This is a genomic window from Streptomyces apricus (genome assembly GCF_008369065.1).
Classification (GTDB): Bacteria; Actinomycetota; Actinomycetes; order Streptomycetales; family Streptomycetaceae; genus Streptomyces; species Streptomyces apricus.
In genome coordinates this window covers 48838-71382 of record NZ_VDFC01000014.1, presented here as the reverse complement: position 1 = coordinate 71382, position 22545 = coordinate 48838, and the positions used below count along the sequence as shown (strand labels likewise).

Below are 22545 nucleotides of genomic sequence, written 5' to 3'. Positions count from 1 at the left end.
CCCCCGGAGGCGCCCCGCTCAGTGCCCCCGGTCGATCCACTCCTGGAGGTGCGGGGCCTCGGCGCCGACCGTCGTCGTGTCGCCGTGGCCGGTGCGGACCACCGTCTCGGCGGGCAGGTCGAGCAGGCGGGTCCTGATCGACTCCKCGATCGTCGGGAAGTGGGAGAACGACCGGCCGGTCGCGCCCGGACCGCCCTGGAAGAGGGTGTCGCCGGTGAAGACGGTGCCCAGCTCCGGCGCGTACAGGCACACGGCCCCCGGCGCGTGGCCGGGGGTGTGCAGCACGGTCAGCTCCACGCCCGCCACGGAGAGCCGCTCGCCGTCGGACAGCTCGCCGTCCGGCAGGCGGTCCGGATGCGTCTGCTTCCACAGCGGGAGGTCGTCCGGGTGGAGCAGGATCGGTGCCCCGGTGCGGGCCGCCAGCGCCGGGGCCGCGTCGATGTGGTCGTTGTGCGCGTGCGTGCAGACGATCGCGCGCAGCGTGCGGTCGCCGAGGGCCTCGGCGATGGCGTCGGCGTCGTGCGCCGCGTCGATGACCACGGCCTCCGCGTCGTCGCCCACGATCCAGACGTTGTTGTCGACGTCCCAGGTCCCGCCGTCCAGGCTGAAGGTGCCCGAGGTGACCAGCTGCTCGATGCGGGCGGTCGTCACAGCTCCACCACCGATCGCAGGACGTCGCCCTGGTGCATGCGGTCGAAGGCCTGCTCGACCTGGTCCAGCGCGATGGTCTCGGTCACGAACGCCGCCAGGTCGAGACGGCCCTGCTGGTGCAGGTCGATCAGCATGGGGAAGTCCCGCGAGGGCAGGCAGTCGCCGTACCAGGAGGACTTCAGGCTGCCGCCGCGGCCGAAGACGTCCAGCAGCGGCAGTTCGAGCTTCATCTCCGGCGTCGGGACGCCGACCAGGACCACCGTGCCCGCCAGGTCGCGGGCGTAGAAGGCCTGCTTGTACGTCTCCGGGCGGCCGACCGCCTCGATGACGACGTCGGCCCCGAAGCCGCCGGTCAGCTCGCGGATCGCCTCCACGGGGTCCGTCTCCTTGGAGTTGACGGTGTGGGTGGCGCCCATCGTGCGCGCCTTCTCCAGCTTCCGGTCGTCGATGTCGACGGCGATGATCTTCGCGGCGCCCGCGAGGTACGCGCCGGCGATCGCCGCGTCGCCCACACCGCCGCAGCCGATGACGGCCACCGAGTCGCCACGGCCCACGTTGCCGGTGTTGATGGCCGCGCCGATGCCGGCCATCACACCGCAGCCGAGCAGGCCCGCGACCGCCGGGGACACCGACGGGTCGACCTTGGTGCACTGGCCCGCCGCGACCAGGGTCTTCTCGGCGAAGGCGCCGATGCCCAGGGCGGGGGAGAGCTCGGTGCCGTCCTCCAGGGTCATCTTCTGCTTCGCGTTGTGCGTGTCGAAGCAGTACCAGGGGCGGCCGCGCAGACAGGCCCGGCAGTGGCCGCAGACCGCACGCCAGTTGAGGACCACGAAGTCGCCGGGGGCCACGTCGGTGACGCCCTCGCCGACCGACTCGACGACGCCCGCCGCCTCGTGACCGAGCAGGAAGGGGTAGTCGTCGCTGATGCCGCCCTGCTTGTAGTGCAGGTCGGTGTGGCAGACCCCGCAGGCCTGCACCTTCACCACGGCCTCACCGGGTCCCGGGTCCGGGACGAGGATCGTCCGGATCTGCACCGGCTCGTTCTTGCCGGGGGCGATGACACCGCGTACCTTCTGGGCGGCCATGTCGGACTCCTTCACATGGACAGTGCAACGCTGATCATGGTGGCACAGGGCCGGACGCGTGCGTCCCCGCCTGTGGACAACCAAGTCGAACACGGTGGGGGAACGGCCGGGCGCGGGCCGGGCGGATCCACTCGGACACCGTACGACTTCAGACCGTTACACCATGTTTTCAGCCCCATCGAGCAGAGGCCCGCTCATTTGGTTACCCTGTACGGGACGGACAGCTCTTCTGGGTTCCACCCACACCCACGGTCCGTCCCGGGACATGCCAGTCACCACGGCCTGCTCTCATGAGAGTCGACCGGCGCCACCGCGTCCGAAATGCCTGTACCCAGACCCGAGCGGGCGTCGAGCGACCGACGGCAGAGTGGTCCTGCACGCCCCGAGGGTGACCCGACACATAAGGAGTGCGCGGTGACACCGGAGACCAAGAACCTCGAACAGGGCCCCAAGGAACGGACGAAGCTCGGAGGCCGGGCGGAGAAGCTCGGGAGCCTGGACGTGTGGGCCAGGTCCGCCCCGATCCGGCTGGCGGGCTACGAGGACGACCTCGCCGAGCCGCACATCCTGCCCAGCGTGGACTGAACCGGCCGGGTCCGCACCGGGACCCGTCCGATCGCTGACCGGCATGGACGTGCCAGACTCGGGTCCATGCCGATCAGAGAAGCCACGACCGAGGACTGGCCGCGGATCTGGCCCTTCTGGCACCGCATCGTCGCCGCGGGCGAGACGTACACCTGGGACCCGGACACCTCCCGGGAGGACGCCCGCGCCCTGTGGATGGCGCCGGGCAAGCGCGTGTTCGTCGCCGAGGACGCCTCGGGCGCCGTGGTCGGCTCCGCCTACGTCGGCCCGAACTACGGCGGCCCCGCGAAAGCCGTGGCCAACGCCGGCTTCATGGTCGACCCCGACCGTACGGGCCAGGGCGTCGGCCGGTCCCTGGCCGAGCACGTCCTGCACACGGCCGAGGCGGACGGCTACCGGGCCATGGTCTTCAACGCCGTGGTGGAGACCAACCCGGCCGTGAAACTCTGGACCTCCCTGGGCTTCACGATCGTGGGGACGATCCCCGACGCCTACGACCACCCGATGCACGGCAGGGTGGGACTGCACGTCATGCACAGGGCGCTCTGAACCGGAACCGGCGCGACCGGTCCCGCGTACCCGCGCAGCCCTGCGCCGCCGCGTACCCGCGCAGCCCTACGCCGCCCGCGGCGGCCCTACTCCGCCTCCTCCTGGGCGGGGACGCCCAGCGGGGCCGTCCGCGTCCAGGGGCGCAGCTCCTCCAACTGGGCCGCCAGCTCCAGCAGCAGCGTCTCGCTCCCGGGCCGCCCCACCAGCTGGACCGCACCCGGCATGCCGGAGGGCAGCGTCCCGAACGGCATCACCATCGCGGGCCACCCCGTCAGGTTCCACGGCGGTGTCAGCGGCGAGTAGGCGGTGTTGACCAGCAGGTTCGGCAGCCAGCCCCGCTTGTGCCACTCGGCGGCGGCCGGTCCCCGCCGCGCCAGCGCCGGGGTGAGCAGCACCTCGTGCTCCTCGAAGAAGGGCGTCAGCCGCTCCCGCAACTGCTGCCGCCGCACACCGGTCCGTACCGAGTCGACGAACCGCCGGCCCATCCCCGCGTGGACGCGCGTCCGCCGCGTCAGCCGCCGGGGATCGAGCCCCTCGGCGTCCACCGCCGTCCCGGCCGTCCAGTGCGCCAGCGAGGTCGTACCCAGCCACACCGGGTACGGCGGGTCCGCGCGCCTGACCCGGTGCCCCGCGCCGGCCAGCACCCCGGCCGCCGCGCGGGCCGTGTCCGCGTAGGGCCGGGAGACGGTGACCCCGGGCAGCGGACTGCGCACGGAGACCGCGACCGAGAGGGCGCCGGCGCCCGTGCCCGCGGTGTCCGTGGCGGCTGCGCCCGTGCCCGCGCCGTCCGTGCCGGCCAGGACCGCGAACATCAGCCGGGCGTCCTCGGCCGTCGTCGCCAGCGGTCCGTTCTCGGACATCCCGAACCAGTCGCCGCGGCCGATCCCCGCCGGGACCGTGCCGTGTCCCGGCTTGAGGCCTATCAGGCCGCAGTTGGCGGCGGGTATCCGCAGCGAGCCCATGCCGTCGTTGCCGAGGGCCAGCGGCACCATGCCCGCGGCGACCGCGGCCGCGCTGCCCCCGGAGGAGCCGCCCGCCGTGCGCGTGGTGTCCCACGGGTTGCGGGCCGTGCCGTGCACGCCGTCCGTGGTGCCGAAGACGCAGAGCTCGGGCACGTTGGTCAGGCCGACGACGACGGCGCCCGCCGCCCGCAGCCTGGCCACCGTGACGTGGTCCTCGCCGGCCGGGGCGTCCCCGCTCGCCGCACTGCCGTTGCGGGTGGCCTCGCCGCGTACGGGCAGATTGTCCTTGACCGCCACCGGCACGCCCGCCAGGGGCAGTGCGGCCAGGTCCGGGCGGGCCGCCACCTCGTCCGCCTCGGCGAGCGCGGCGGCCGTACGCAGCTGCCGGAAGGCGCCGACGCGCACGTCGAGCAGTTCGATCCGTGCGAGGTGCTCCGCCACCACCTCGCGGGGTGTGGCCCGCCCCTCGCGTACGGCGGCGGCGATCTCGGCGGCGGTCCGCCCGGCCCAGCTGGTCACGTCGGCTCCTCGGGGGCGTGTGGTCCCACTCATGTCCTGGTCTTTCCGTGCCTTCGGCGATTTTCGGCCTCTTTCGGCGTCTTTTCGCGTCCGGCGTCCGAGGAGGACTGTGCCCCGCCGCGGGCCGTCCAGTCGAGGGTCCGGACGGGTTCCGCGAGCGCATCGAGCGGGAACTCCCGGGGAACCTGGACCGCCCCCGTGAGGAGGACCGCATCCTGCTCCTGCCAGCCCCGGCGGCCGGGATCAGCAGCCGGTGGCGTTGAAGTCCCAGAACGCCGCCCGGGTCAGCGGGCCGGGGTCCCCGTCGACCTGGAGGCCGTAGCCGAACCAGTTCAGGTAGCGCTGCAGCGCACTGATCGTGTTGTACCCCGGGTCCCCGTCGACGGCACCGGCTCCGAGGTTCCTGGCGTTGAGCATGCGCTGCGCCGCCTTCCAGCTGTTGGTGCCGAGGTCCCCGTCGATCGCGCCGGGGCTGAATCCCAGGGTCCGCAGCCAGCACTGCCAGTTCTTGGCCCGGGCCGTGTCGAGCCCGAGGTTGTTCGATGCCAGGGCCGATGCCGGGGAGGCGACGTTCTGGACGCCGCCGGCGGAGCTCACGGCCGGCTGAGCGGCAGCGAGACCGGCGCTCGCTCCGATCAGGCTTCCGGCCGCGAGTCCCAGAGCAGCGGTCGTACCGACGACGGCTTTCATCAACGCAGTGCGCATGGTTCCTCGTCTCTGTTCTGTCTGTGTCGGGGAGCGGGCTTCGCTCGCCCGTCAGGTGTGTGAGCGCGCGCAGTTCGGAGCAGGGTGGTAGCGGACGGCGTCCGGGCCGGCCGGCCCGCGGGACCTCGGTGGGCCGTGAGAGGACAGTGGCACAACTCAACTGTGGGGAGCCTGAAGGTTCCTGAGGGGCTTTCAGGTTCTCCACAGGACCGGTCGGTCATGCTGAGGGCATGCGGATACTGGTGGTCGAGGACGACCGGCGGTTGGCGGAGCTGCTGTGCCGGGGCCTGGTCGGCGAGGGGTACGCCGTCGACACGGCCCACGACGGTCCACGCGGCCTGGAACTGGCGCTGGCCAACGCATACGACGTGCTCGTGCTGGACGTGATGCTGCCGCACCTGAACGGCCTGCGGCTGTGCGCCCAGCTGCGTCAGGAGGGGGTGTGGACGCCAGTCCTGATGCTCACCGCCAAGGACGGCGAGTACGACCAGGCCGAGGGCCTGGACACCGGCGCGGACGACTACGTCACCAAGCCGTTCTCCTTCGTCGCGCTCGCGGCCCGGCTGCGCGCCCTGATCCGCCGGGGCCGCCCCGAGCGGCCCACCGTGATGCGCGTCGGAGACCTGGAGATCGACCCTGCCGGCCACCACTGCCGACGTGGCGGCCACGACATAGCCCTGACCGCGCGTGAGTTCGCCGTTCTGGAGTACCTGGCCGGCCGCGCGGGCGAGACGGTGTCCAAGTGCGAGGTCCTCGAACATGTCTGGGACGACCGTTTCGACGGCGACGTCAACATCGTCGAGGTCTACGTCAGCGCCCTGCGCCGCAAACTCGACACCCCCTTCCGGCAGCGTTCGATCCGTACCGTCCGGGGCGTCGGCTACCGGCTGGACGCGAACGGAGGCACACCACGATGAAATGGATGCACCTGCTTCCCCTGCTGCGCCGGCTGTACCCCTCCACCATCCGCATGAGGCTGACCCTCCTGGCCACGGTGATCGCTGTGCTGCCCCTGGCCGCGGCCGCCACCGGCACGGCGCTCGCGGTACGGAGCTCGATCCTTGAGGGCGCCCAGCAGCGCAGCGCGGAGCCCGGACCCTGGTGGCGCGTGGAGGTGAAGGGCGATCGAGCGACCTACGACCGCGAACGCATATCGCGATGCGGTTCCACCTCACCCCCTGCCCCGGGCGATCAGCGCATCAGTTTCTGCATGAAGCCCTACGACCTGTCGTCCTCCGGCGCGCCCGGACCGTCCGGTCACGACGCGATGTACGACGCACTCAGCCACCAGGGAGCACTGTCCCTCGGGCCCTGGACCCCCTCGGCGCCCATACAGCGGCCCAACGCCTATCCCCAGTTTCCCGGCTACGTCGTGCTGACCTACTCGCTCGAAGCCGAACAGGCCCAGCTGGACACCGTCGTGTGGTCCCTGGCCGGCGGAACACTGGCACTCGTGGGCCTGATCGCGGGCAGCACCTGGTTCGCGGTCGGCCGCGTGCTGCGCCCGGTCGAGGCCATCCGTGCCGAGTTCGCCGAACTCAGCGCCCACCATCTCGACCGGCGCGTGCCCGTTCCCCGCGCGGGCAACGAGATCGCGCGCCTCGCCACGACGATGAACACCACCTTGAACCGGCTGCAGGCCGCCGTCGGCCGGCAGCGGCAGTTCACCACGGACGCCTCGCACGAACTGCGCACCCCGCTCGCCTGCCTGCGCACCGAACTCGAACTCGCCCTCAACCGGCCCGATGCCGCCGACTGGCCCCGGGTCGTCCACGCGGCCCACCAGGACACCATGCGGGTACAGGAACTGACCGAGGACCTGCTGCTCCTGGCCCGCCTCGACGCCGAGCAGGGCGACCGGCAACCGCGGCGGACCGTCGACCTCACCGACGTCGTACGTGAGGAGACCGTCCGCCGCCGGCCACCGCACGGCATCGGCATCGACCTGCGCACAGGGCCCGGCCCCGTCGCCGTGCAGGGCCACCCGGCCCTGCTGGCCCGCGTCATCGGCAATCTCCTCGACAACGCCGAACGCTACGCGACCGGGACCATCACCGTCCGTCTGACCCACGACCCCCACCACGGCACGGCGGTGGTCGACGTCCTCGACGACGGCCCCGGCATCCCGCCCGAGGACCACCGGCGGATCTTCGAACGCTTCACCCGCCTCGACGACGCCCGCACCCAGGACACCGGCGGTGTCGGCCTCGGCCTGGCCATCGCCCAGCGCATCGCCGCCGTCCACCGCGGCACCCTTGAGATCGTTCCGAGCGCCCGCGGCGCGCACTTCAGTCTCCGCCTCCCCACTCACCTGCCCTGACGCGCGCCCGGCCACGACGCACCCGCGGACGATCAGCGGACCTCATCCGGCAGGACCGGGCAGGACCCGGCAGGGCCCCCGGGAGCTGATGGGGCGGACGGACGACGCGCCCCAGCCGGGCCGGAGCCGCTTCCTGACGGGGTGGGCGCGTCGTCCGTCCGCCCCATCAGCTCCCGGAGGCGGTCCTCGGCCTCCCGGCTCAGCGGGCCCTCCCCGAACCGGGGATCGTCGCGCGGCACCGGGTCGGCGTCGCGCAGCGCCCCGAGTTCGCACGCTCCGAGCTCATGTGCTCCATGCGCACGTGCTCCGAGCTCATGTGCTCCGCGCGCACGTGCTTCGAGTTCGTCAGCCATGGCCCTGCTCCTTCGGGGTGACGTGGCGGGCGTCGCGCCGGGACGGCCCGGCGTCCGGGGCCGCGAGGACACGCATGCGGTCGATCTCGGCTCTGAGGCGACGGCGCGCGCGGTGCAGCCGCATCGCCGCCGCCCGGGTGCCGCAGCCGAGGGCCACGGCGACCTCCTCGGTCCCGAGCTCCTCCCAGGCGGTGAGCCGCAGCACCTCCTGGTCGGCCGGGGAGAGCCTGGTCAGCGCGTCGTGCACCCAGGCCGCGGGCCGCTCGGCGTCGGGACCGGCCGCGATCTGCCTGCGGTGCGCGCTCTCGTCGTTCACGAGCCGGTCCACCAGCCGCCGACGGCGCCCGTAGCCGCGTACCGCGTTGGACAGGCAGTTGCGGGCCACCCCGTACAGCCAGGGAAGGGGGGACGCGGGCAGGTCGGCACGGCGCCGCCAGGCGACGGCGAAGACCTCCGCCACCACTTCCTCGACCTCGCTCGTCCTGCCGTCCAGTCGCCGCGCAACATAGCGGCTGACCGCCCAGTAGTGCTCGCGATAGGCAGCGGCGAAGACCTCGTCGTTGCTCATGTTCCGTAGGTGTCCGGCTGTCCCTCGATCGTCACACCCTTTTTGGTGATCCTTGTCGCTCCTCCCGTGCGTGACGCCGGGACGGCCGTCGGACACAGGCGGGGCATGGAGAGCAACACTGTCACCCCGGCGTCCGCGCCCTCACGTGCGGGCCGCCGTTCCGGCTCCGCCGCCGTCCGATGGCTGACCACCACGGACCACAAGACGATCGGCACGCTGTACCTGGTCACGTCGTTCGCGTTCTTCTGCATCGGCGGCGTCATGGCGCTGCTCATGCGCGCCGAGCTGGCTCGTCCCGGCACGCAGATCATGTCGAACGAGCAGTTCAACCAGGCGTTCACGATGCACGGCACGATCATGCTGCTGATGTTCGCCACCCCGCTGTTCGCGGGCTTCACGAACTGGATCATGCCGCTGCAGATCGGCGCGCCGGATGTGGCGTTCCCGCGGCTGAACATGTTCGCCTACTGGCTGTACCTGTTCGGCTCGCTGATCGCGGTGGGCGGCTTCCTCACCCCCCAGGGCGCGGCCGACTTCGGCTGGTTCGCCTACAGCCCGCTCTCGGACGCGGTGCGCTCGCCGGGTATCGGCGCCGACATGTGGATCATGGGTCTGGCGTTCTCCGGCTTCGGCACCATCCTGGGCGCGGTCAACTTCATCACCACCATCATCTGCATGCGCGCCCCGGGCATGACGATGTTCCGCATGCCGATCTTCGTGTGGAACGTGCTGCTGACCGCGGTGCTGGTGCTGCTGGCCTTCCCCGTGCTGGCCGCGGCTCTGTTCGCGCTGGAGGCGGACCGCAAGTTCGGCGCCCACATCTTCGACGCCTCCAACGGCGGCGCCTTGTTGTGGCAGCACCTGTTCTGGTTCTTCGGGCATCCCGAGGTGTACATCATCGCGCTGCCGTTCTTCGGCATCATCAGTGAGGTCATCCCGGTCTTCTCCCGCAAGCCGATGTTCGGCTACATGGGCCTGATCGGCGCGACCATCGCCATCGCGGGCCTGTCGGTGACGGTGTGGGCCCACCACATGTACGTCACCGGCGGAGTACTGCTGCCGTTCTTCTCCTTCATGACCTTCCTCATCGCGGTACCGACGGGCGTGAAGTTCTTCAACTGGATCGGCACCATGTGGCGGGGCTCGCTGTCCTTCGAGACCCCGATGCTGTGGGCCACCGGCTTCCTGATCACCTTCACCTTCGGTGGTCTGACCGGTGTCATCCTGGCCTCGCCGCCGATGGACTTCCACGTCTCGGACTCCTACTTCGTGGTGGCGCACTTCCACTACGTGGTGTTCGGCACGGTGGTGTTCGCGATGTTCTCCGGCTTCCACTTCTGGTGGCCGAAGTTCACCGGCAAGATGCTCGACGAACGCCTCGGGAAGATCACCTTCTGGACGCTGTTCACCGGCTTCCACGGCACCTTCCTCGTCCAGCACTGGCTGGGCACGAACGGAATGCAGCGCCGAATTCCCGATTATCTGGCCGTGGAAGGACTGACGGTCCTGAATACGGTCTCCAGTATTTTCTCCTTCGTCCTCAGACTGTCCTTGCTGCCTTTCCTCTACAACGTCTGGAAGACTGCGAAGTACGGCAAGAAGGTCGAGGTCGACGACCCGTGGGGCTACGGCCGTTCCCTGGAGTGGGCGACGTCCTGCCCGCCGCCGCGGCACAACTTCATCACCCTGCCGCGCATCCGTTCCGAATCCCCGGCCTTCGACCTGCACCACCCCGAAATCGGTACCGCGGGCCGTCAATTGCCCGCGGCGGAGAGGATTCTGCGGTGACCGCCATGGACGACCGGCCGATCGACACGGGCGCGCTGATCAACGAGCTGGAGGGGCACCTCCTGGTCGAGGCGACCCTGGGCGAGGGGCGCCGTGCGGCCGGGCGTTTCACCCGGCGGTTCGAGTGGCTCACCGACAGCCAGCGCGCCGAGATCGAGGAGGGCTTCGCCGAGCAGTACGTGTCGCTCGCGCGGGACTCCTGGAGGCGTACGGCCCGGCGGGCCGCGCACCTGCGGAGCGAGTACGAGGAGGTCTACCGCGGGCTGCGGCGGCGCCTCCTCGCGACGTTCCTGTGCGGGACGGCCGTCCTCGTCCTGGCCGCGGCCCTGGTCGTCACGGCCGTCCGGCCGTGACAAGGGCCGCCGTCGCCGCCGTCCGGCCGTGACGGGGGCGGCATGAGGCCGTGCGGTGCCCGTGGTCCGTCCGTGGCCGGTCGCGCCGTTCCCCGCGTCCCGCCCGGAGCCCCATACTGGCCGTCGTGCGAGTAGCGATCATGACGGCGGGATCACGCGGTGACGCCGCGCCGTACACGGGGCTCGGACACGGGCTGGCGCGCGGCGGGCACGAGGTCACGGTGGTCACCCACGGGCGCTTCGAGCCCCTGGTGACCGCCGCCGGCCTGGGTTTCCGTGCCCTGCCGGTGGATCCGCGGGCCGAGCTGGAGTCCGCCCGCGGGCGGGCGCTGCACCGCAGCGCCACCGGGGCCGGCAAGCTGGTCCGGCTGGCCGGGATGACGCGGTCGCTGGTGGGGCGGATGGCGGACGACCTGGTGGCCGCGGCCGGCGCCGCCGACGTGCTGCTGCTGTCGAGTTCGCTCGCGCCGCTCGGCCGGACCCTGGCCGAGGGGTACGGGCTGCCGAGCATGGGCGTCTTCCTGCAACCGCTGGCCCCCACGGGTGAGTTCGCACCCCCGGTGACGGGAACCCGCTCGCTGGGCGCCACGGGCAACCGGCTCGCGGGGCGCGCCGTCAACCGGGCCGTGGACGGGATCTTCGCCGCCGCGACGCGGGACCTGCGGGCCCGGTTCGGGCTCGCGCCGCTCGGCGCGCGGGCCGCACGGCGCGCCCGCCGGCGAGACGACTGGCAGGTCCACCACGGCTTCAGCCCCCTGGTGGTGGCGCGGCCCCGCGACTGGCGGCCCGGTCTGGACGTCACCGGCTACTGGTGGCCGTACGATCCCGCGCCCCGGCTGCCGGACGCGCTGCGGGACTTCCTCGACGCCGGGCCGCCGCCCGTCTTCTTCGGTCTCGGCAGTGCGACCGTGCCCGACGCCGAGCGGTTGAGCGCGGAGGTCGTCAGGGCCCTGCGCGCGGCCGGGATGCGGGGCGTCGTGCAGCGGGGCTGGGCCGGGCTGTCCGCCGGCGGTGACGACGTGTTCACCGTCGGCGAGGTGCCGCACGCGGCGCTCTTCCCGCACCTGGCCGCGGTGGTGCACCACGCGGGCGCGGGCACGACCGCGGCGGTGCTGCGCACCGGTGTGCCGACCGTGCCGGTGCCGGTCCAGTTCGACGAGGGGTTCTGGGCGGCACGGCTCGTCTCGCTCGGGGTCGCCCCGGCGGCGGTTCCGCTGCGCGGGCTGACCGCCGACGCGCTCGCCGGCGCCGTGGCGCGCGCGGTGACGGAGCCCTCGTACGCCCGGCGCGCGAAGGAGCTGGCCGGCCGGCTGCGCGGCGAGGACGGGGTACGTCCCGTCCTCGCCGCGGTGGACCGGCTGGCCGGAGCCTGAGAAACCCCGCCCGGCTGCCGGGGCAGCGGGCCGGAGGTCAGGCGACCGTGATGTGCACCGTCATCTCCTCGGCCCCGGGGGTGCCCTCCGTCTCGATGGTGACGCCCGTCCAGGTGCCGTCGGGCAGGGCCAGGGGCGGCTCCGTCGCCTCGCCGACCGTGTTCCGGTCGCCGAAGGGGTAGAGGTCGTCGCTGTCGCCCCGGTTGCCGCGGCCGAACATCCGCGAGAGGTCCCTCTTGCCGTCGGCCTGGAGGAGCTCGATGGCGAGGTTCTGCTCGTCGTTGACGTTGTCGATCGACTCGTCGACGACGTACACCGCGATCCCCTCGTCGGGCAGGAAGGCGTCCTGGCCGCGCCGGCGGCGGTACTCGACGAGGATGTACTGGTGGTCGGCCATCGTCGCGGGGTTCTGGACGAACAGCGCCTCACCGTCCTCGGCGGCCGGCCGCAGCCTGATGTCCCGGGTGGTCTTGTTGACCACCTGGGGTTCGGTCCAGCCGTGGAACATCCGCAGCATGGCCGTCGGGAACACCGGGGTGAGGCCGCCGTTGCCCCAGGAACCGCCCGCCATCAGGCAGTAGCTGCCGAGCCCGGCCGAGCGGGTGAGCTGCTGCCGTCCGGTGTCGTAGTAGTCGGCCCAGCGCGCGGCCAGGTGGCCCCACTCGTGGGCGCAGACGCCGACGGCGCAGTCCTCGGGCACGGTCAGGAACGTGCGGACCGACAGGCCGGGCGCGACCTCGACGCCGTCCGGGATCGTCCACTTGAGGCTCCACAGGTCGCCGCGCTGGGTCGTCTGCTCGGCGCCGCGCCCGGCGTGGATGACGAACAGCGCGGTGACGACGCCCTCGCCGAGGGCGTCGAAGGAGGTGAAGTCGATCCCCGCCTCCTTGGCCGCCTGCACGGCGTCGCGCGCCAGTCCCTGGGAGTTGCGCGGGAAGTTGGCGTTCATGCCGGAGTTGCCGTCGGCGTAGAAGGACAGCGGCTGCGGCATGCGGAACCATCCGTGCACCGCGCCCTGGATGTCGATGCCGGTGCTGGGCGAGGTGTCGAAGCCGCTGACCTGCCGGTAGAAGGAGCGCATGCTGCCGGTGGGGAACTCGTCCAGGCCGAAGAGCATGCTGTCGTAGTGGCCGGGGCCGTGGTCGGCGTCGTGCGGCCGGTCGGGGAAGTCGACGAGCAGCACCAGCGTGCGCACCGTGCCGCGCAGCGGGGTGGTGGGACGGGTGATCAGCTGCTTGTCGGAGCTGGGGCCGGGGTCGAGCGCCCCGTCGTCGAGGCCGACGTGGTTCTCCCCCCTGCGGCCCGCGCGCCATACGGAGTAGTACTCCTCGAAGGTCATGCCCTTGGGCAGGCGGCGTTCCTTCGACAGTTCGAGGTAGCGGGCGTACAGCTGGGCCAGGGCTTGCGGCGCCAGCGGCACGGGGCACGCGGCGGTGCAGTCGTGGGCGGGTCGTACGGGGCTGAGCGTGTGACGCATCAGGCACCCCCTTCAGGGGACGGACCCCTCTTTGCCGGATACGGAGGATCCAGGGAATCAGACCATGCGAAGGCCGTACGCCTCTCATAGTTTCGGCCGAGTTCGCTGTCAATGTCCGTGCGTCACAACGGTGTTGGCCCCTGTGGTCACCTCCCTCCCCCGCGTCACCCCAGTTTTGCCGCCGCCCAGCCGGCCAGCTCCGCCCGGGCGGCGTCCAGCAGGGCCGCGGACGGGGCCGCCGCGCCGTTGGTGACGAGGGCGTAGTGCAGGACGCCCGAGTCCGGGGCGGTCAGCAGCAGGCGGCGGCTGCCCGTGCCGCCCGGTTCGCGTGCGACCGCGACCGGGGTCGTCCTCGTGTACGCGGGCGGCGCGGCCGTGGTGCCGAGGTCCGAGACGACCGTCGTGGCGGCGGTCGGGAAGGAGGCCGGCAGGTGCAGTTCGGTGGGCTCCACGCTGCCGTCCGAGCGCCACGCGTGCAGCGCGTACTGTCCGGAGCCGACCAGTTCGGCCACCCGCGGCAGGGTGCTCGGGACCGGGTTCCAGGTCAGGGTGGTGGAGCCGTCCCGCGAGCGGTCCTCGTAGGTGAAGGCGGCCGTGCGGCCTGCCGTGGCGCTCGGGTAGACGCGGTCCAGGAGGCGGGCGTCCTGGCGCAGCACGGCGGTCCCGGAGTCGTCGAGGCGCACCGCGGAGAGGTCCTCGTCGTTCCAGGCGTCGCCCGCGGTGAGCACCTTGTCGGGGTTGCCGTTCATCAGCTCGCGGTGCCGGCCGTTGTAGATGTCCCACTGCCACTGCGAGCCGGACAGGACGGGCCCCGACTGCGCGGGGTTGGTCCACCAACTCGCGCCCGGCACACGGGAGTCGAGGGCCTGGTACATGGCCTTGAGGACGGTCGGCGCCTTGTCGGCGACGGTGCCCGCGAGGGGGTGGCCGAACTCGCTGACGACGGCCGCGGTGCCGGTGGCGGCGGCCCGGTCGCGCACGGCCTTGAAGTCGCCGGCGTACTGTCCGTCCTTGGCCTTGCCCCACATGAAGACGCCCGAGATGGCCTTCTGGTCGTAGAAGTGGGTGTTGAAGACGTAGCGCGGGCCGAGCGTGCCCGCGTCGAGGAGGCCGCCCTCCTGCTTCTGGAAGTCGAGGTTGGCGTTCCAGAAAAGGTTGGGCTCCACGAAGGCGGGCTTGTCCTGCCAGCCCGCCGCGTCCATCCGGGCCCGGAACTTCGCGTAGAACGGCTGGAGCACGTCCTTCTCCCAGGTCCGGCTCGTCTGGCCCGTGTCGTAGGTGCCCGCGTGCGGCTCGTTGTACGGGTCGAAGCCGACGACGCCCGCGAACTGGGCGTCGGTCAGGTGCTGTTCGAGGTACGCCATGGTGGTCTGCGCGGTGGCGAGGAAGGCGTCCTGCAGTCCGTGCGCGTTGTGCCAGAAGTCGTGCGACGCCTGTGTGACGGCCGCGTTCGAGGTGATGTTCTGGCCCCAGAAGGGGCAGATGCCGCAGTACTCGTCCGGGTAGTCCCCGGCGTCGACGGCCCACTTCGGGGCGCCGTCGCCGGTGTACCAGCTGTCGGGGTCGAAGAGGTGGCGCGAGTAGAGGTCCTGGTGGAAGTCGGGGTAGATCCGGATCCCGGCGTCCAGGAAGGCCCGCATCTGCTCGGTGGCGGCGGCCAGGTAGGCGGTGTCCACCTGGCCGCGCACCGGTTCGGCGTACGCCCAGGACAGCAGGAAGCGCACGGAGTTGCCGCCGCCGAGGGCGCGCAGCGCGGTCGCCGACTTCCGGGCGTCGGCGGCCGAGGCGAACGGCAGGCCGCGGTTCTCCGCCAGCTTCGTCTCGCCGGAGACGTTGTAGCCGCGCAGCACGACCTCGCGGCCCAGGCCGTCGGTGAAGCGGCCGTCCCGGACCGTGAGGGTCGCGGCGGCGGCCGGGTCGAACCAGAGGTCGTCCGGCAGGGCGGTGGCGGACGGGGTCCCCGCGGTCGTCAGGAGACCGGTCAGGAGGACGAGGACGCCGAGCAGACGCGCACGCAGCATTGGCATGTACGCAACAGTCGCGTGCGCCCCGCCGCCCGTCAAGCATCCTGACTTGAGAGTAAGTCACCTTCCGGCAAGGCCCGTTGCGGCGTTCATCCGCCCATCCGCCGGGCCACGTTCAGCAGGTACTCCTTCCGGTCGAGGGGGTTGCGGTCGGTGCGCGGCCGCTGCGGCACGGCGCCGCGGGCGAGGGGCGCGTAGTGGTCGAAGACCGTCTCCAGCTCGCCCTCGCCGCCGGTCAGTCCCGGCAGCCGCTGCTCCAGGCCGTGCACCCGGGCCGCGGGGACGGTGCCCTCCAGCACGCACGAGGCGCCGTGCGTGCGCGTGGTCCCGGGCACCGCCCCCAGCGCGGCGAGGACCGGCAGGAGGATGCCGAGCGTGTCGGCCGGGGCTTCCAGACGGAAGCGGTGCACCGGCTCGTGCACCCGGGTGCCCGCCCGCCGCAGCGCCGCCATCAGGACGAGCGGGGTGAGTCCGCGGAAGTCCGCGCCCGTGCTCGACATGCTCTTGTCGAAGCCCTGGTGGGCATGGCTCTGCCGGGGCGAGTAGCCGCAGTGCGTCATCGTGACCGTGCAGTCCACGACCTGCCAGCCGTGGACGCCCTGGCCGAGCGCCTCCCGCACCGTGTCCTCGACGGCCCGGAAGAAGGCGTACGGCATCGACCCCAGCTCGACCTCCCGCCGGAACGCCGTCCCCGCCCCGGCGGGGGCCGGGTCGACGCGCAGTCCGACCGTGGCGAGGAACGGATTGGTGTCCTCGCCGTTGAACTCGGCCGCCTCCCCACTGCCCACCGGCCGCTCGACGCACAGGGTCGTCGTCCCGCGGAAGCCGACGTCGAGGCCGAACTCCTCGGCGAGCGTCGCCTGGAGGACCTCCTTCTGCACCTCGCCGTAGAGGGACACGGAGATCTCCTGCCGTACGGGGTCCTGCCGCAGGCCGATCAGCGGGTCCTGTTCGGCGAGCCGGGTGAGCGCGGTGTGCAGCGCCCCCTTGTCGGCGGGGCGGCAGGGGACCACCACGGTCTCCAGCGTGGGCGGGGAGAAGTGCTGCCGGCCCGCGGGCGCCGCATCCGCGAACTCCGCGACCCGCTCGCGCGGTACGCCGATGGTGTCGCCGATCCGGATGCCGCCGAGGCCCCGGAGCCGGCCGATGCGCCCGGCGGTCACCGAGGTGTCCCGGCGGGCCGCACCCCGGGCGAAGACCTCCACGGCGGTGACCCTGCCCTCCCGGCGGACGCTGCCGTCGCCGAAGGCCAGCACGTCCCGGGTGCGTACCGTCCCGGAGAACATCCGCGCGTACGCGATCCTCTCCCCCGCCGCTCCCCGTTCGACCTTGAAGACGGTGCCGGACACCGGGCCCTCGGGCCGGCCCGGGGCGGCGGGCAGCAGCTCCCCGATGCCGCGGACCAGGTCGTCCACCCCGGCGCCCGTCATGGCGGAGCCGAAGAGGACCGGATGGACGAGGCACCGCGCGGTCTGCTCGGCGAGCGCGGCGCGCAGGCGGCCGGGCGGCACCGTGCCGTCGCGCACGTACGCGGCGAGCAGGCCGTCGTCGTGCGCCGTGAGGAGGTCGAGCAGGCCGGGGGCGGGTTCCGCGTACGGGATCACTCGGGCGGCGCGCGTGCCGAGGCCGCGGACGGTGCCCAGCGGCACGATCGCCGGGGTGAGCCGGTCGGAGACGGCGCGCAGGACGCGGTCGGTGTCGGCGCCGCGGCGGTCGATCTTGTTGACGAAGACCAGCGTCGGGATGCGCAGCCGCCGCAGCGTCCGCATCAGGACGCGTGTCTGCGCCTGGACGCCCTCCACGGCCGAGACCACGAGCACCGCGCCGTCGAGCACGCCCAGCACCCGCTCCACCTCGGCGATGAAGTCCGGATGGCCGGGGGTGTCGATGAGGTCGACCGTGACGCCGCCGGTCTCGAAGGAGACGACGGCGGACTTGATGGTGATCCCGCGCCGGCGTTCCAGCGCGAGGGAGTCGGTCTGTGTGCTGCCGTCGTCGACGCTGCCGATCTCGTCGATGATCCCGACGGTGTGCAGCAGCCGTTCGGTCAGGCTCGTCTTACCGGCGTCTACGTGCGCCAGGATGCCGAGGTTCAGTGAGTGCACCGCGTGTCATGTCCTTCGTGACGAGGGAGATTCCTTCCTGGGTGGACATGAACGTTCCGCGCATCGCTGCTCCTCCGTTGCGGTCGGCGGCCCCGGTGGGCCGGTCGCCCGCAGTCCAGCAGGCGGCGGCGTCCGGGAGCAACGGATTAACCGTCAACAAACCCCTGTCACGGCCCTCGCCCCTCCCCGGACACGGTCCTAGAGTGACGCCCATCACGTCCGGTGGCTGATTTCCCTCGCACGGTTCCCTGGGAGGGCACATGACCCGTATCTCGGTGACGGTGGACGGCACGACGTACGAGGACGAGGTGGAACCCCGTCTCCTGCTGGTCCACTACCTGCGCGACCGGCTGGGCCTGACCGGTACGCCGATCGGCTGCGACACCTCCAACTGCGGGGCCTGCACGGTCGACCTGGACGGGGCGACCGCCAAGAGCTGCTCGGTGCTCGCGGTCCAGGCCGACGGGAGCGAGGTGACCACGGTCCAGGGGCTCGCCGCGAACGGGGAGTGGCACCCGCTGCAGAAGGCGTTCCACGAGCAGCACGCGCTGCAGTGCGGCTACTGCACCCCGGGGATGCTCATGGCCGCGCGCGACCTCCTGCGGGAGAACCCCGGGCCGAGCGCCGACGAGGTGCGGCACGCCCTGGAGGGCAATCTGTGCCGCTGCACCGGCTACCAGAACATCGTGCGCGCGGTCCTCGCGGCCTCCGGAGCCGCCGGGCCCGCGGCCGCCGAACCCTCCCCCCAGGAGGTGGCGCCGTGAGCGAGCGGACCACTGAGCGCGAGGTCGGACGGTCCCGGCCCCGCAAGGAGGACGCACGACTCGTCACCGGGCAGACCACCTGGACCGACAACATCGGGGTCACCGGACTGCTGCACCTGGCGATCCTGCGCAGCCCCATGGCGCACGCCCGCCTCACCCGCGTCGACGTCTCCGGCGCGCTCGGACGGCCCGGCGTCGTCGCCGCGTTCACCGGCCGCGACCTCGCCGCGACCACGGCCTCGCTGCCGTGCGCCTGGCCGGTGACCGAGGACATCGTGCTGCCCGACCACCCGGCCGTCGCGGTCGACGAGGTCCGGTACGCGGGCGACCCGGTGGCGGTCGTCGTGGCCCGCGACCGGTACGCCGCCGCCGACGCGCTCGAAGCGATCGAGGTGGACTACGAGCCGCTGCCCCCGGTGCTGGACCTGGAGGCCGCGCTCGCCGACGGCTCCCCGCTGGTGCACGCGGACAAGGGCACCAACCGCAGCTACGTCTGGCCGCTGGCCACCGGCGAGGACTACGGGGCGGTCAGGCGGCGCGCCGACGTCGTCCTGCGGCGCCGCTACCTCCAGCAGCGGCTGATCCCCAACGCCATGGAACCGCGGGCCGTCGTCGTCACCCCGCTCGCCGCGTCCGGCGAGTACACCGTGTACTCGGCGACCCAGATACCGCACGTCCTGCGGGTGATGCTGTCCATGGTCACCGGCGTCCCCGAGCACAAACTGCGGGTGGTCGCCCCGGACGTCGGCGGCGGCTTCGGCTCCAAACTGCAGGTGTACGGCGAGGAGGTGGTCGCGCTCGACGTCGCGCGGCGCCTGGGCCGGCCGGTCAAGTGGACCGAGTCCCGCTCGGAGGGCCACCTCGCCACCCACCACGGGCGCGGCCAGGTCCAGGACATCGAGGTCGCCGCGACGAGCGAGGGAAAACTGCTCGGCCTGAAGGTCGACCTGCTCGCCGACATGGGCGCCTACCTGATGCTCGTCACCCCGGGCATCCCGATCCTGGGCGCCTTCATGTACCCGGCGATCTACAAGATGGACGCGTACGAGTTCAGCTGCACCGGGGTGTTCACGACCCGTACGCCCACGGACGCGTACCGGGGCGCCGGGCGTCCGGAGGCCACGTACGCCATCGAACGGATCATGGACGAGCTGGCCGTCGAGGTGGGCCTGGACCCGGTGGAGCTGCGGCGCCGCAACTGGATCGGGCACGAGGAGTTCCCGTACACGTCCGTCTCGGGGCTGACCTACGACAGCGGCGACTACGAGGCCGCCACCGACAAGGCGCTCGCCCTGTTCGGGTACGACGAGCTGCGGGCCGAGCAGGCCAAGCGCACCGAGAGCGGCGACCCGGTACGGCTCGGCATCGGCGTGTCCACGTACACCGAGATGTGCGGGCTCGCGCCGAGCCGGGTGCTGCGCGACCTGCGGTACGCGGCGGGCGGCTGGGAGGCGGCGAGCATCCGGATGCTGCCCACCGGCAAGGTCGAGGTGGTCACCGGGAGCAGTCCGCACGGGCAGGGGCACGAGACCTGCTGGAGCCAGATCGCCGCCGACGTGCTCGGGGTGCCCTTCGAGGACGTGGAGGTCGTGCACGGCGACACCCGCTCGGCGCCGCAGGGCATGGACACCTACGGGTCGCGGTCGCTGGTCGTCGGCGGCACGGCGGTCCACCACGCGGCGCGGAAGGTGGTCGAGAAGGCGCGCAGGGTGGCCGCGCACCTGCTGGAGGCCGACGAGCGCGACCTGGACTTCGCCGACGGCGTGTTCTCGGTGAAGGGCTCGCCCGAGGCGCGCCGGACGATCCAGGAGGTCGCCTTCGAGACGTTCTCCTCGCACGACCTGCCCGACGGGATGGAGCCGACCGTCAACGCCGAGCACCTGGTCGACCCGGACAACTTCTCCTATCCGCACGGCACCCACCTGTGCGCGGTCGAGGTCGACACGGAGACCGGGCGGACCTCGATCCGTTCGTACGTCTGCGTGGACGACGTCGGCCGGGTGGTCAACCCGGTGATCGTGGAGGGCCAGGTGCACGGCGGGCTGGCGCAGGGCATCGCGCAGGCGCTGTACGAGGAGGCGGTCTACGACGACGAGGGCAACCTGGTCTCCGGCAGCCTGGCCGACTACCTGGTGCCCGGCGCGCCGGACCTGCCCGAGTTCACGACGGACCGCACGGAGACGCCCGCCACGTCCAACCCCCTGGGGGTCAAGGGCGTCGGGGAGGCGGGGACGATCGCCTCGACGCCCGCCGTCGTCAACGCGATCGTGGACGCGCTGCGGCCGCTGGGCGTGCGCGACGTGGCGATGCCCTGCTCACCGGGCCGGATCTGGGAGGCCCTGCGGTCGGCCCGGGCCGGCCGGGAGGCACAGAAGGAGGGGCGGTCATGATTCCTCCGGCGTTCGCGTACGCGCGGCCCACCGGTGTGGAGGAGGCGGTGCGCCTCCTCGCCGGCGCGGGTGAGGACGCGAAGGTCCTGGCGGGCGGACAGAGCCTGCTGCCCCTGCTGCGGCTGCGGCTCGCCTTCCCCGAACTGGTCGTCGACGTCGGCCGGATACCCGGTCTGCGCGGGGTCCGCGAGGAGGGCGGCACGCTGGTGATCGGCGCGCTGACCACGCACCACGCCGTCGTCGCCGATCCGCTGGTGCGCCGCCACGCGGGCCTGCTGGCCGCCGCCACGGCGACCGTCGCCGACCCGGCCGTACGCCACCGGGGCACCCTCGGCGGCTCGCTGGCGCACGCCGACCCGGCCGGTGACCTGCCGGCGGTGGCCCTCGCGCTGGACGCGGAACTGGTCGCGGTGGGCCCGGACGGCCGGCGGACCGTCCCGGCCCGGGAGTTCTTCGTCGACTACCTGCAGACCGCGCTGCGGCCGGACGAGCTGCTGGTGGAGGTGCGCGTCCCGAAGACCGACGAGGCCGACGGATGGGGCTTCCACTACGAGAAGTTCAGCCGGGTGGCGCAGGCCTGGGCCATGGTCGGCGTGGCGGCGCTCGTACGGCGCGACGACGGGCACATCGCGCAGGCGCGGATCGGCCTCACCAACATGGGGACCACCCCGCTGCGGGCCACCGCGACCGAGGAGGCGCTGGCGGGCGTGGGCGCGGCCGGGCCGGCCGGGGTCGACGGCGTGGCGCGGGCCGCGCAGTCGGCGGCGGAGGGGACCCGGCCGGCCGCCGAGCCCGCGGTCTCCGCCGCGTACCGGGCGCATCTCGCCCGGACGCTCACCCGGCGCGCGGTGCTGGCCGCCGCGAGGATGGGGTGAGGCCGATCGCACGCGACGGACACGGGACGTGGCCGGCCGGGCCCGGCGAGGTGCGGGCCCGGCTGGAGGAGGGCGGGTACCTCGTCGACGACGGGCTGGCGGTCGCCTGCTTCCTGGCGCTGCGGCTGCGGCGGCCGATCTTCTGCGAGGGCGACGCGGGCGTGGGCAAGACCGCGCTGGCGGCGGCCCTCGCCGGCGCGCTGGACGCCCCGCTGATCCGCCTGCAGTGCTACGAGGGCATCGACGCCTCGCAGGCGCTGTACGACTGGGACTTCCCGCGCCAGCTGCTGCACCTGCGGGCGGCCGAGGCGACCGGCGCCACCGACGCGGACCGGCTGGAGGGCGAGCTGTACGGGCGGCGGTTCCTGATCGCGCGCCCGCTGCTGCGGGCCCTGGAGACCGACTCCTGCGTCCTGCTCGTCGACGAGATCGACCGCGCCGACGACGAGTTCGAGGCGTTCCTGCTGGAGCTGCTCTCCGAGTACGCGGTGACGGTCCCCGAACTGGGCACGCTGCGCGCGCAGTCGCCGCCGGTCGTGGTGCTCACCTCCAACCGGACCCGGGAGGTGCACGACGCGCTGAAGCGGCGCTGCCTCTACCACTGGTTCGACCACCCCGGCTTCGCCCGCGAACTGGCCATCGTGCGCGGGCGGGTGCCGGCCGCGTCGGCACGGCTGGCCGAGCAGGTGACCGTCCTGGCGCAGGCGCTGCGGGCGCAGGACCTGGTCAAGCCGCCTGGGGTCGCGGAGACCATCGACTGGGCGCAGGCGCTGGCCGCGCTGGGCGCCACGGAGGTCGACGCGGAGCTGGCGGTGGCCACGCTGGGCTCGGTGCTCAAGTACCGGGAGGACCTGGAGCGGGCCCGCGGGCTCGACCTGACGGCCCTGCTCGCGACGGGCGGCGCGTGAGGTGCCCGGGGTCGACGGCCCCGCCGTGCTGGTCGGGTTCGCCCGCGCCCTGCGCGCCGCCGGGGTCGACGCGGGACCCGACCGCGTACAGGCGCTGATCGGCGCGCTCGACGTGCTGGGGCCGGGGGCGCGGTCCGACGTGTACTGGTCGGGGCGGCTCACCCTGTGCGGGAGCCGGGACGACCTGGAGC

The 22545-nt window shown here is 72.7% G+C and carries 19 protein-coding genes and 1 pseudogene; 12 read left to right on the top strand and 8 right to left on the bottom strand.

Annotated features, from left to right (window positions below):
- Positions 1-18: 18 nt before the first annotated feature.
- Both FGF04_RS04945 and FGF04_RS04940 read right to left on the bottom strand, forming a co-directional pair.
- Positions 19-651, bottom strand: a complete 633-nt coding sequence (locus tag FGF04_RS04945; protein ID WP_149509979.1) for an MBL fold metallo-hydrolase — start codon at positions 649-651, stop codon at positions 19-21.
- Complete coding sequence (locus FGF04_RS04940) at positions 648-1736, bottom strand: S-(hydroxymethyl)mycothiol dehydrogenase (RefSeq protein ID WP_149509978.1); 1089 nt, start codon at positions 1734-1736, stop codon at positions 648-650. Before FGF04_RS04940 ends, FGF04_RS04945 begins: the two co-directional genes overlap by 4 nt.
- Before the next feature lie 414 nt (positions 1737-2150).
- Between FGF04_RS04940 and FGF04_RS39920 the strand changes: the two genes are divergently transcribed.
- Together FGF04_RS39920 and FGF04_RS04935 are read left to right on the top strand one after the other, a co-directional pair.
- Positions 2151-2321 (top strand): hypothetical protein, encoded by a 171-nt coding sequence (locus FGF04_RS39920; RefSeq protein ID WP_188113960.1) that lies wholly within the window; start codon positions 2151-2153, stop codon positions 2319-2321.
- Between the two features lie 66 nt (positions 2322-2387).
- Positions 2388-2870 (top strand): GNAT family N-acetyltransferase, encoded by a 483-nt coding sequence (locus FGF04_RS04935; RefSeq protein ID WP_149509977.1) that lies wholly within the window; start codon positions 2388-2390, stop codon positions 2868-2870.
- 86 nt (positions 2871-2956) lie between these two features.
- On the opposite strand, the gene FGF04_RS04930 is transcribed toward FGF04_RS04935, so the two are convergent.
- Both FGF04_RS04930 and FGF04_RS04925 read right to left on the bottom strand, forming a co-directional pair.
- The gene (locus FGF04_RS04930) at positions 2957-4351 is read right to left on the bottom strand and encodes an amidase (protein ID WP_149509976.1); all 1395 of its coding nucleotides are present in this window, start codon (positions 4349-4351) and stop codon (positions 2957-2959) included.
- 243 nt (positions 4352-4594) lie between these two features.
- Positions 4595-5056: a peptidoglycan-binding domain-containing protein gene (locus FGF04_RS04925; protein ID WP_149509975.1), complete on the bottom strand. Its 462-nt coding sequence runs from the start codon at positions 5054-5056 to the stop codon at positions 4595-4597.
- 230 nt (positions 5057-5286) lie between these two features.
- Between FGF04_RS04925 and FGF04_RS04920 the strand changes: the two genes are divergently transcribed.
- Complete coding sequence (locus FGF04_RS04920) at positions 5287-5973, top strand: response regulator transcription factor (protein ID WP_149509974.1); 687 nt, start codon at positions 5287-5289, stop codon at positions 5971-5973.
- 5 nt (positions 5974-5978) lie between these two features.
- Positions 5979-7376 carry a sensor histidine kinase gene (locus FGF04_RS04915; RefSeq protein ID WP_188113959.1) on the top strand — a complete coding sequence of 466 codons (1398 nt, stop codon included), beginning with the start codon at positions 5979-5981 and terminating at the stop codon, positions 7374-7376.
- A gap of 345 nt (positions 7377-7721) precedes the next feature.
- On the opposite strand, the gene FGF04_RS04910 is transcribed toward FGF04_RS04915, so the two are convergent.
- On the bottom strand, positions 7722-8297 hold the full coding sequence (locus FGF04_RS04910; protein ID WP_149509972.1) for an RNA polymerase sigma factor: 576 nt from the start codon (positions 8295-8297) through the stop codon (positions 7722-7724).
- Between the two features lie 105 nt (positions 8298-8402).
- On the opposite strand from FGF04_RS04910, the gene ctaD reads away from it, so the two are divergent.
- The 3 genes from ctaD (at position 8403) to FGF04_RS04895 (ending at position 11811) form a co-directional block, all read left to right on the top strand.
- On the top strand, positions 8403-10085 hold the full coding sequence (gene ctaD, locus FGF04_RS04905) for an aa3-type cytochrome oxidase subunit I (protein ID WP_149509971.1): 1683 nt from the start codon (positions 8403-8405) through the stop codon (positions 10083-10085).
- A 5-nt stretch (positions 10086-10090) separates the two neighbouring features.
- A complete protein-coding gene (locus FGF04_RS04900) occupies positions 10091-10438 on the top strand; it encodes a hypothetical protein (RefSeq protein WP_149510003.1) in 348 nt (115 codons plus the stop codon).
- Between the two features lie 140 nt (positions 10439-10578).
- Positions 10579-11811 carry a glycosyltransferase gene (locus FGF04_RS04895; protein ID WP_149510002.1) on the top strand — a complete coding sequence of 411 codons (1233 nt, stop codon included), beginning with the start codon at positions 10579-10581 and terminating at the stop codon, positions 11809-11811.
- A 37-nt stretch (positions 11812-11848) separates the two neighbouring features.
- Here the strand turns inward: FGF04_RS04895 and FGF04_RS04890 are convergent, their stop codons facing one another.
- The 3 genes from FGF04_RS04890 to FGF04_RS04880 all read right to left on the bottom strand — a co-directional run bounded on the left by FGF04_RS04890 (position 11849) and on the right by FGF04_RS04880 (position 17417).
- The gene (locus tag FGF04_RS04890) at positions 11849-13288 is read right to left on the bottom strand and encodes a M6 family metalloprotease domain-containing protein (RefSeq protein WP_223146345.1); all 1440 of its coding nucleotides are present in this window, start codon (positions 13286-13288) and stop codon (positions 11849-11851) included.
- A 164-nt stretch (positions 13289-13452) separates the two neighbouring features.
- Complete coding sequence (locus FGF04_RS04885) at positions 13453-15315, bottom strand: cellulase family glycosylhydrolase (RefSeq protein WP_149509970.1); 1863 nt, start codon at positions 15313-15315, stop codon at positions 13453-13455.
- 86 nt (positions 15316-15401) lie between these two features.
- Entirely contained in the window at positions 15402-17417 is a 2016-nt protein-coding gene (locus FGF04_RS04880; protein ID WP_149509969.1) for an elongation factor G, read from the bottom strand.
- Positions 17418-17677: 260 nt separating this feature from the next.
- On the opposite strand from FGF04_RS04880, the gene FGF04_RS04875 reads away from it, so the two are divergent.
- From FGF04_RS04875 to FGF04_RS04855, 5 genes and pseudogenes are all read left to right on the top strand, one after another.
- Positions 17678-18181 carry a (2Fe-2S)-binding protein gene (locus FGF04_RS04875; RefSeq protein WP_149509968.1) on the top strand — a complete coding sequence of 168 codons (504 nt, stop codon included), beginning with the start codon at positions 17678-17680 and terminating at the stop codon, positions 18179-18181.
- On the top strand, positions 18178-20571 hold the full coding sequence (locus FGF04_RS04870) for a xanthine dehydrogenase family protein molybdopterin-binding subunit (protein ID WP_149509967.1): 2394 nt from the start codon (positions 18178-18180) through the stop codon (positions 20569-20571). The genes FGF04_RS04875 and FGF04_RS04870 overlap by 4 nt, the downstream gene beginning before the upstream one ends.
- Complete coding sequence (locus FGF04_RS04865) at positions 20568-21446, top strand: FAD binding domain-containing protein (protein ID WP_149509966.1); 879 nt, start codon at positions 20568-20570, stop codon at positions 21444-21446. The genes FGF04_RS04870 and FGF04_RS04865 overlap by 4 nt, the downstream gene beginning before the upstream one ends.
- The gene (locus FGF04_RS04860; protein ID WP_149509965.1) at positions 21443-22354 is read left to right on the top strand and encodes an AAA family ATPase; all 912 of its coding nucleotides are present in this window, start codon (positions 21443-21445) and stop codon (positions 22352-22354) included. The genes FGF04_RS04865 and FGF04_RS04860 overlap by 4 nt, the downstream gene beginning before the upstream one ends.
- Position 22355: 1 nt before the next feature.
- Positions 22356-22545 (top strand): annotated as a pseudogene (locus FGF04_RS04855) (hypothetical protein); the annotation flags it as partial.

Bases quoted from the DNA above. Each gene is read 5' to 3' on its own strand.
- FGF04_RS04940 (WP_149509978.1), bottom strand. From the start codon at position 1,736: ATGGCCGCCCAGAAGGTACGCGGTGTCATCGCCCCCGGCAAGAACGAG.
- FGF04_RS04935 (WP_149509977.1), top strand. From the start codon at position 2,388: ATGCCGATCAGAGAAGCCACGACCGAGGACTGGCCGCGGATCTGGCCC.
- FGF04_RS04925 (WP_149509975.1), bottom strand. From the start codon at position 5,056: ATGCGCACTGCGTTGATGAAAGCCGTCGTCGGTACGACCGCTGCTCTG.
- FGF04_RS04920 (WP_149509974.1), top strand. From the start codon at position 5,287: ATGCGGATACTGGTGGTCGAGGACGACCGGCGGTTGGCGGAGCTGCTG.
- FGF04_RS04915 (WP_188113959.1), top strand. From the start codon at position 5,979: ATGCACCTGCTTCCCCTGCTGCGCCGGCTGTACCCCTCCACCATCCGC.
- FGF04_RS04910 (WP_149509972.1), bottom strand. From the start codon at position 8,297: ATGAGCAACGACGAGGTCTTCGCCGCTGCCTATCGCGAGCACTACTGG.
- ctaD (WP_149509971.1), top strand. From the start codon at position 8,403: ATGGAGAGCAACACTGTCACCCCGGCGTCCGCGCCCTCACGTGCGGGC.
- FGF04_RS04900 (WP_149510003.1), top strand. From the start codon at position 10,091: ATGGACGACCGGCCGATCGACACGGGCGCGCTGATCAACGAGCTGGAG.
- FGF04_RS04895 (WP_149510002.1), top strand. From the start codon at position 10,579: ATGACGGCGGGATCACGCGGTGACGCCGCGCCGTACACGGGGCTCGGA.
- FGF04_RS04890 (WP_223146345.1), bottom strand. From the start codon at position 13,288: ATGCGTCACACGCTCAGCCCCGTACGACCCGCCCACGACTGCACCGCC.
- FGF04_RS04885 (WP_149509970.1), bottom strand. From the start codon at position 15,315: ATGCCAATGCTGCGTGCGCGTCTGCTCGGCGTCCTCGTCCTCCTGACC.
- FGF04_RS04875 (WP_149509968.1), top strand. From the start codon at position 17,678: ATGACCCGTATCTCGGTGACGGTGGACGGCACGACGTACGAGGACGAG.
- FGF04_RS04865 (WP_149509966.1), top strand. From the start codon at position 20,568: ATGATTCCTCCGGCGTTCGCGTACGCGCGGCCCACCGGTGTGGAGGAG.